We start from the raw sequence: 7,735 nt of genomic DNA, 5'->3' as shown, positions 1-7,735 counted from the left end.
CGGTGATTCGTTGTTCAACGATCACCCCTTTGGCACATTCGATGCCTGGAGCGGGCGTCGTCCACTACATCAATCGCGTCGGTATGACCGGACCACGGCAACTTCCGGTCTACGCCGGTGAACGGACGCTCTCAGGATAGGCGGGCATGTCCCAAAGGTGCCAACAGCGGTCATTCGGCTACGTTGCCGGGAATGCCGAACTTGACCGCGTGCAGCTCACTAGACCTTCCGCGCGAGTGGCTTTTGAGGATTGCCTTGTTCGTCCATCATATTGGCGCTGAAGCAGTCAACATCCTCGGGAAGGAGAGTCCATGCCGCGGCGCTGCGCGTGAAGATGTGCGAGTCAGGTTTTACCCAAGATGGATCATCGTAAACGCCGGCGTAAATGATCTGAAGAGTGGGAAACCGCTCCAGGGTTACGCCGAGGCGAGTGCCGCAAGTTGGGCAGAAGTTGTAGTGTAGCAGTCGTCCGTGATCTGGCGAGCGATACGTGTACGTGCTGGAAGGGGCACCTTCGAAGCTTACGGCCTTTCGAAGAAAAATCAGTTCGACAGTGAATGCGCTACCGGAGGTACGTTGGCAGAGCGGGCAATGACAAACCGCGACCTTTATCGGCGCTCCCACCGTCCGAAATCGTACTGCGCCGCACAAGCATGCGCCCTCGTGAGGCTCTTCGCTCTTGCCGCCATCATTCATTGTTCGCCCCCGGCTTCTCAACCCGAAGGTAGGCCAACTGCAGGCGTCACCACAACCTCATCGAATGTCCGTGTTGGGTCAAAGTGAGAAGCCCGGACGTTCAACCGGCAGGTCGGCTTCGCCTTCAAGAACGGACATCGTCGATGTGGCCCATCAGGTCCGAAAAGTGCCAGAAGCGGACTCATGCACTGCAGCAAAGGAAGCTCTTATTCGATCACCTCGTCGGCGCGGGCAAGCAACGTTAGTGGCACAGTGAGGCCGAGCGTCTTGGCGGTCTTGAGGCATGGGCCTCCTGAGCCGCCGCCGTTTCGACACAGGTACCACCCGTCCTTGTGGAGGGATTTAGAGAAACTCGAGTGCCTTGCGAAATGTATTGAGCGCCTCCGTCTGCTTTCGGTTTTCCTGTTCCTTGAAGTTGACCTTGACCTTGTTGCCGCCAGAGGCCGCATCGAGTTCCTCGGAGGACAACTCGTGCAGTTCCAGAGCTTCGCTCTTTGCATTGATTGCATTTCCAGTCATCGCATTTCCCCTTTGAATTGCCGGCGCGATCATCCGACGCCGATGCGGCCATATTTGGCATCACCGCTCTCGTCGGTATGTGACGGCCATCACAAAATGTCTGATTTAACCGGGGCGCTCGCCTATAAGCTTGTGCGCGGCAGCGAACTCTTCCCGCGTATGTCGGCTTGGGGTCATTCGCGTCGGTGTAACCGGACCACGGCGACTTCCGGTCTACCTCGGTGAACGGACATTCTCAGGATAGGCAGGCATGTCTCAAAGGTGCCAACAGCCGACATCGCGCGAGTGAGAATTTTTCGAGCGGGTTTCGTCGCTGCTATCGGCCAGTGACTCTCTATGCGCGCCCATCTCATCAATCACGATGAGGGACATTTTACAGCCGAGTCTGTCGCTGGCTGATCTAATTGGATCGCGCTTATGCACCTTCAAACCGCGAGGCGCTCTAATGGTATACTCAGCTTTAGCCTAAGGCCATTTCGCCGCCAGTCTTCAGGCGAAATCAATCCGTCTATTCGATCACCTCGTCGGCGCGGGCGATGAGCACGGGCGGGATGAAAAGGCCGATTGCCTTACCCTAGCGACTTGGCTGCGGCTTCAGCATCTGAAGAGATCACATTCGCATTGGGATTCGTCGGATTGATCAACATGGAGATTGTGCCACCAGCAGGCGTCAACTCGGCCAAAAGCTCCAGTCGTTTGGCGACGAGCTGTGGAGTGTACATGCTGACGCCAGTCGCGTTGCCTCCCGGCCTATTTAGACTAGAAACAACGCCAACGGATACCGGGTCCATGGCAATTGCAAATACAATTGGGATTGTCTTTGTTGCGGCCGTTGTCGCCAAGACGCCGTTTGTACCAGTGGCAGCGACAATTACTTGGACGCTACTTTGAACAAGGCTTGCGGCCAGTTCCGGAAACCGATCGTATTTTCCCTCGGCAAAGCGATACTCGATCGCGACGTTCTGGTTTTCCTCGAAACCCAAGGTGCGGAGACCTTCGCGGAAGGCGACGAGCAGTTCCGGGCTTTTCTCGGCGGCGTCGAAGCCCAGATAACCAACTACCGGAAGCACGCCTTTCTGAGCATATGCCGGACATGTCGAGATTGCCGCTGTAGCCACAAAATGCGCTATGAACTCCCGCCGCTTCATCCGATCCTCCATCGTCGTTCGAGGAGACGGTCGGAGAGTATCAGGTGTCCATGGTCGTCGCACTTGATGCGGATGCAGATGCTGCGTTGCAAACGCGCGGCGTGACGCAGGGCAGCTCTGGGTCAATCGCGTCACCTTGGTGGTCGGCAGGGACCACTTCCGGTTTTCCCCTGGAAGCGGACATCGTCAGGGCCGGTCGGCATGTCTCATAAGTGCCAGAAGCAGACATGTACGCGCCACGTCGGCCGCGTCATTGCCCTGTCGGTTGAGCCCTTGTACAAACCGAGTGGGAGGAGTTTTGTTGGCTCGTGAGCAGCGCCGATTGGCGGCAATCGTTACAGCCGGTGTGGTCGGCTATTCGCACGCCGCCTATGAGCAGATCTGCTATTCGTCGCTGATGCCGCGCACCTATCGCAGCGCGCGGCTGCTGGAGAGGGTCGACTGATGGCCACGCTCTATCACGTGCCCACCTCGCGCTCGCTCCGCGTGCTGTGGACGCTGGAGGAGATCGGCGCCACGGTCGAAGTGAAGTCTCTGGGTGTTCGGCCGCGGCTGCAGGAGCCCGAGTATCTCGCGATCAATCCGGCCGGCACGCTGCCCGCCCTAATCGACGGCGACCGGACGATCTACGAATCGCTGGCGATCTGCGAATACCTCGCCGCCCGGCATGGTTCCGACCTGGTCGTGGCGCCGGACGAGCCGGAGCGGCCGGAGTTCGTGCAATGGCTGTTGTACGGCGAGGCTACACTGCAGGCGCCGCTCTCCGCGATCGCGCGCGTCCGCCGCATCCGGAACAAGACGCCGGAGATGCAGACCGGCATCGATGCCGTGCTGGCTGATGCTCGCCACTCGCTCTCGATGCGGGCAAAGCTACTCGAGCAGCGGCTGGAGGGTCGTGACTTCCTGGTGGCGGGGCGGATGACGCTTGCTGACATTTCGGTTGGCTATCCGCTCAACACCATGGGAAAGCCCGACTTCGCCTCGCTGCTCGGTCCCCGCGCCACGGCCTATCGTGAGCGCCTGCTTGCGCGGCCAGCGTTCCAGCGCGCCGCGGCCGTTCCCTAGCCTTTGCGGGGCCCGGAATTTAAAGGCGGCCTTTACGCTGACTTGAGTAGAGAGGTCCGCCTCCGATGTTAAAGGCGGACTCCGGTCGCGTGCCTTATCATGTCTCAGAAGTGCCAATAGGCGACTTTATTCGATCACCTCGTCGGCGCGGGCGAGTAATGCCGGAGGAATCGTGAGACCTATTGCCTTTGCGGCCTTCAGGTTAATCACAAACTCGTATCGCGTCCCTTGGACATATCCCGGGGAGCACATGCGGAATCGATAGAGACAAGCCGCGACAAATTAGCGCGACGGGCAAATCAGTTCTGATTTACGGAAATCATGTCAAGTCCTAAATTTCCGAAAATCGCAAATATTTCCCTTTCCTTCGACCCCAAATCACCTGCACATCAATGGCCATCCCGTCCCACTCAGAGGGGCGTTGGCCATCGTCACGACGAGGGGCGGGTCGCGGTGGACGCAGACGTTGCGATTGACGGTCGCGGCTGAAGCGTACGGCGAAAGCGTGTGGTCCTGGCGCCCGTAACGGCGTCAAGTCTTTCGGGAGCTAACGCTTCCGAGGGACGACGGTGGCAATAGAGACCGTCTCACCGGGGAGAGCGCGCCATAAGCCGTAAAGCCATTGCGCAGGGAATGTCGGATGCTCTCCGCTGCCCTGTATGCTCGTGTGCACCATCTTGTTGCACAATCGCACACGAGACCGCGGGTGCAGCGCGCATCCGGCATTCCCTGCGCCCTCTGATTTTTCTGGGGGCGGCGAGATTTGAACAACCCGGGCGAAATGAGCCGCGGGAATGCGCAAGTGTGTTTTCCCGCCGCGCGATGCCGGACCACTGCTCTTAAACGCGCTGGTTGTAGGCGTCAGGTAGTTCGCGCTGCGGATCGGCCACGACGGCTGATGGCGGCCATCTGCCCGCACCCGTAACCCAAGATTAAGGCGCACCACTTAGGATGGAGGCCAGCACTCCCATACCATCGTGAATGGCCCCAATCCCATGAAAATCGGTACCCTCCTGACCGCCGCTATCGTCTCGCTTTCCGCCGTAGGCGGTGGCCTCGCTGTCTATGTGGCCGTCACGAAATACCAGACCATGGAGAAGGTTTCCGTCGCCCAGAGCCGTCTCGAAGTGGTGCGGGCCGTCGGCGACATTCCGCGCTACATGAACCCCGAACGCGGCTTCTCCACCAACATCCTGTATGGGCCGGCGGTGGTGGAGCCGAAGATGCTCACCGACCTCGACAAATACCGCAAGGATACCAACGGCGCGCTGGCGAAGATGAACGCAATCCGCAAGGCGCTGCCCGGCTCGCTCGACGATGGCGCGTTGGTCGGCAGCGGCATCGATGCGTTGAACGCGAAGTTCAATGCCCTGCGCGAATCCATCGACAAGGCGATCGCCGGCCCCGCCGATGCCCGCAAGGACGCCGCCAGAAAGATCGTCGCCGATAACGCGATCTTCAACGCCGCCATCACCGCGTTGCTCGAAGAACAGGTCCGCCGCATGGCGCTGCTCGACGGCGACGCTTACCGCCAGGCGACCTATGCGAACATCACCTGGGCGCTGCGCGATGTCGGCGGCTACAACGCCAGCCTGCACAAGAACCTGGTCGGCGCCAACCGCGTCGCGACCGACGCCGAGAAAATGGAACTGAGCCGCGCGCAAGGCCGCGCCGACCAGATCCTGATGTCGCTGCAGGATTTGCGCGGCAATCCCGCAACGCCAGCCAACGTGGCAGCGGCGCTGGGCAAGATGAACGAGGCCTATGTCGATCGGTTCGGCAAGGAGCTGAAGCTCGTCAAGGACGGCGCGATCAGCGGCAAATACGAGCACGACGTCGATGTGTTCTTCGCGGAATCGCAAAAGGGCCTCGGCGCGGTCATCACGCTGCGCGACGCGTTCTACGACAATGCCGAGGAGGTTCTGGGCGCCGCCTACGCCTCGGCGCGCCTCAGCTTCATCATCGCGCTCGCAGGCCTGATCGCCGTTGTCGGCGCCAGCGCCGGCCTGATCCTGATGGTCTATCGCCGCGTCTGCAAACCGATCGTCCAGCTCACCGCCACCATGACGCGTCTCGCCAGCGGCAACGTTTCAGACGAAATCTCGGGCGCCGAGCGCGGCGACGAGATCGGCGCGATGGCGGCTGCCGTGCGCGTCTTCAAGGACAACATGATCGAGGCCGAACACCTGTCGGCGGAAAAGGCCGCGGAGAACGACGTCAAGATGCGGCGCGTCCAGGTGCTCGACGAACTCACCCGCTCGTTCGAAGCCAAGGTCAGCGAGCTCGTCGGCGGATTGTCGTCAGCTTCATCCGTGATGGAAGACACCGCCCGCTCGATGTCCTCGACCGCCGCCGCCACCAACCGTCAGGCCGGTGTCGTGGCCGCTGCCTCCGAACAGACCTCGACCAACGTCCAGACCGTTGCGAGCGCCACGGAGGAACTCACCTCCTCGATTTCGGAGATCGGCCGCCAGGTCGCGCAGTCCACCGAGATCGCCGCCCGTGCCGTCGACAACGCGCGCCGCACCGGCGACACCGCCCGCTCGCTGGCCGAAGGCGCGCAGAAGATCGGCGACGTCGTGACGTTGATCCAGAGCATCGCGGCCCAGACCAACCTGCTCGCCCTCAACGCCACCATCGAAGCCGCGCGTGCCGGCGATGCCGGCCGCGGCTTTGCCGTCGTCGCTTCCGAGGTCAAATCGCTGGCCGGCCAGACCGCGAAAGCGACCACCGAAATCTCCGAACAGATCGCCGCCATTCAGGCCGCGAGCGACGAGACGGTGACGGCCATTCAGAACGTCGCCAACGTCATCGCCGAGATCGACCAGATCGGCATTGCAATTGCCTCGGCTATCGAGGAACAGGGTTCGGCGACGCAGGAGATTTCCCGCAGCGTCCAGGAAGCCGCGCGCGGCACCCAGGAAGTCAACGCCAACATCTCCGGCGTGCAGCGGGCGGCCGACGAGACCGGTTCAGCCGCCACCCAGGTGCTGGGCGCTGCCGAGCAATTGTCGTCGCAGTCCAAGGACCTCGCCGGCCAGGTCAACCGCTTCCTCAGCGAGGTTCGCGCCGCCTGAGTCAGGCGCCTGCAGCCAGTACATGCTTGCCAGTCCTAACCTTCACGCGCGGTCATCTGCCAGCTGTGGTAGATGACCCTCGCGGCGGCAGGCCGCGTGATTCAGGACGAGCACTCGACATGCACCAACCGGCACCGCCGCGCCCAAAACTTGCCGAAACCTTCGTTGAACCATCCGTCAAATTGCGCGAAGTAACCATCGGTGTTTGCTGCGAAATTCTCGGCGATACCGCCATCGAATACACCGACCTCGGCGATTACTCCTATCTCGGCCCGGGCTGCATGGTCGCGGATGCAGAGATCGGAAAGTTTTGCGCGATCGCGGCGCAGGTGCGCATCGGCGCACCCAACCATCCCCTCGACCGGCCGTCGCAGCACCGATTTACCTACTGCCCCGAATATTACTCGGCGGACGCGCAGCGCGACCACGACTTCTTCCGGCAACGCCGCGCCGACCGCGTCGTGATCGGGAACGATGTCTGGATCGGTCACGCCGTCATCGTGATGCCGGGCGTAACCGTGGGCGACGGCGCCGTGCTGGCCGCCGGCGCCGTGGTTACCCGTGATGTGGCGCCCTACACCATTGTGGGCGGTGTTCCCGCCAAACAGATCCGAGAGCGTTTCAACCGCGATATCGCTGCGCAACTCTCACGTATTGCGTGGTGGAATTGGCCGGCGGAAACCATTTTTCAGCGCCTGCCGGAATTTCAATCCGGCGACGTCGAGGGATTCTGCGCGCGCTGGAGCAATCGCGCACCGGTAACACCCTAATAGAAAAACGATGTTTCAAGCAGCAAACAGCCTTCCGGACCTGCCTTGAAGGGGCCGTGTTTGGCATGCGGAGGGCGGCAGGCGAAAGCCGGAGCGTGGAACGCCTCGAAACGATGTGGCGGCTCCTGCGAGGCCACAAGGAGGGTTCCCCTGATAACCACGACCTCCTCGTAAAACTCGTGCACGCGCACAGCGTCGATCTCGGCATTCGGCGCCCAGCGAGCGAGGCGATTGAGATGGCCCTTGCCGGCAGCTTCATCGAGCGATCCAGCCAGCGTCTTCGCTTCGATACCCGGTGCGATCGTTTCCCAACCTGAGGAGAGATCTATGTTGAAGAACTCCCGGTGCTCCTTACCGGTCCTTGGGTCGCGCTGATCCATGATGCTGTCCTGTGTTGCTGGTCTAGTCGTCGAACCCGACATTGCGCACGAAGTCGCCATTCGGTGAGCGATCAGTCAAT

At 61.2% G+C, this 7,735-nt stretch carries 8 protein-coding genes; 4 read left to right on the top strand and 4 right to left on the bottom strand.

Annotated elements, in window-relative coordinates:
• Positions 1–219: 219 nt before the first annotated feature.
• From JQ629_RS37955 to JQ629_RS23910, 3 genes are all read right to left on the bottom strand, one after another.
• Complete coding sequence (locus JQ629_RS37955) at positions 220–696, bottom strand: GFA family protein (RefSeq protein ID WP_212414734.1); 477 nt, start codon at positions 694–696, stop codon at positions 220–222.
• A 342-nt stretch (positions 697–1,038) separates the two neighbouring features.
• Positions 1,039–1,215: a hypothetical protein gene (locus JQ629_RS23915; protein WP_212414733.1), complete on the bottom strand. Its 177-nt coding sequence runs from the start codon at positions 1,213–1,215 to the stop codon at positions 1,039–1,041.
• A gap of 569 nt (positions 1,216–1,784) precedes the next feature.
• Positions 1,785–2,363, bottom strand: a complete 579-nt coding sequence (locus JQ629_RS23910; RefSeq protein WP_212414732.1) for an ABC transporter substrate-binding protein — start codon at positions 2,361–2,363, stop codon at positions 1,785–1,787.
• A gap of 301 nt (positions 2,364–2,664) precedes the next feature.
• Here JQ629_RS23910 and JQ629_RS23905 point away from each other — a divergent pair, with 301 nt between their 5' ends.
• The 4 genes from JQ629_RS23905 (at position 2,665) to JQ629_RS23890 (ending at position 7,275) form a co-directional block, all read left to right on the top strand.
• The gene (locus JQ629_RS23905) at positions 2,665–2,808 is read left to right on the top strand and encodes a hypothetical protein (RefSeq protein ID WP_212038392.1); all 144 of its coding nucleotides are present in this window, start codon (positions 2,665–2,667) and stop codon (positions 2,806–2,808) included.
• The gene (locus tag JQ629_RS23900) at positions 2,808–3,428 is read left to right on the top strand and encodes a glutathione S-transferase family protein (protein ID WP_212414731.1); all 621 of its coding nucleotides are present in this window, start codon (positions 2,808–2,810) and stop codon (positions 3,426–3,428) included. Before JQ629_RS23905 ends, JQ629_RS23900 begins: the two co-directional genes overlap by 1 nt.
• A 995-nt stretch (positions 3,429–4,423) precedes the next feature.
• A complete protein-coding gene (locus tag JQ629_RS23895) occupies positions 4,424–6,505 on the top strand; it encodes a methyl-accepting chemotaxis protein (RefSeq protein WP_212414730.1) in 2,082 nt (693 codons plus the stop codon).
• Between the two features lie 119 nt (positions 6,506–6,624).
• Complete coding sequence (locus tag JQ629_RS23890; RefSeq protein ID WP_212414729.1) at positions 6,625–7,275, top strand: DapH/DapD/GlmU-related protein; 651 nt, start codon at positions 6,625–6,627, stop codon at positions 7,273–7,275.
• On the opposite strand, the gene JQ629_RS23885 is transcribed toward JQ629_RS23890, so the two are convergent.
• Positions 7,272–7,655 carry a cupin gene (locus JQ629_RS23885; RefSeq protein WP_212414728.1) on the bottom strand — a complete coding sequence of 128 codons (384 nt, stop codon included), beginning with the start codon at positions 7,653–7,655 and terminating at the stop codon, positions 7,272–7,274. The two genes, JQ629_RS23890 and JQ629_RS23885, sit on opposite strands and share 4 nt — an antisense overlap.
• Positions 7,656–7,735 lie beyond the last annotated feature (80 nt).

It is taken from the genome of Bradyrhizobium sp. AUGA SZCCT0222, assembly GCF_018130205.1.
Classification (GTDB): Bacteria; Pseudomonadota; Alphaproteobacteria; order Rhizobiales; family Xanthobacteraceae; genus Bradyrhizobium.
This window is presented reverse-complemented; position numbering and strand designations above follow the sequence as displayed.